A 602-nucleotide genomic window follows, 5' to 3' on the forward strand; every position below is an offset into this window, starting at 1 on the left:
GTTTTGAAGAAGCCTTCAATTGCCCACCGTTGTCGTCCTAATCTCACGAGATAGACCCCGGAATCCGGGTGAGTCGACACCCCGAAGCGCAATTCTCGCTAGCCCTCGCTGCGCTTGAGCCAAAACCAAGAAACGGTCAATGGGGCATCCATGCCCGCTAATCGTACCTGTTGTCCCCGCTTGCCCTGACGGTAAAGCGATTTGAGGGGTTTGCCCGTGTCCATTCGACGAGTGCAGCGCATTCCAACGACCGCTCGCCAGTGGCGTTTTCGCACGGCTGTGAGAAACTCCACGGTGCCAAACTCGGTATCTGCCAAGACAATCACGGGGAACCGTTTCGTCAGGGTCTTAGGGACACGAGCGAGGAGTTTGCAGGCAAGTTGAGACGGACTCGCCGTGCCCTTGCCGTGCCAGATCCAGAAACTCCACGGCACTTGCCACTGCTCCAGCACGAGGTAGAGCATCACGATCTGCAGTCCTCGCTTACCGTTGAGCACCCGCACCCACGGGTTGGGCGTTCCCTCATCCTCGGTCGGGTCGCCCAGGTGCCGAAACTTGCCGCACTTCTCCAAGGTGGTTAAGTCAATCAATACTTTCAGGGG

Annotated in this window: 1 pseudogene; it reads right to left on the reverse strand. The window is 58.0% G+C overall.

Annotated features, from left to right (window positions below):
- Positions 1-98: 98 nt before the first annotated feature.
- Positions 99-602, reverse strand: a pseudogene (locus C7B65_RS28260) (IS701 family transposase); the annotation flags it as partial.

The organism is Phormidesmis priestleyi ULC007 (assembly GCF_003003695.1).
Classification (GTDB): Bacteria; Cyanobacteriota; Cyanobacteriia; order Leptolyngbyales; family Leptolyngbyaceae; genus Phormidesmis_A; species Phormidesmis_A priestleyi_A.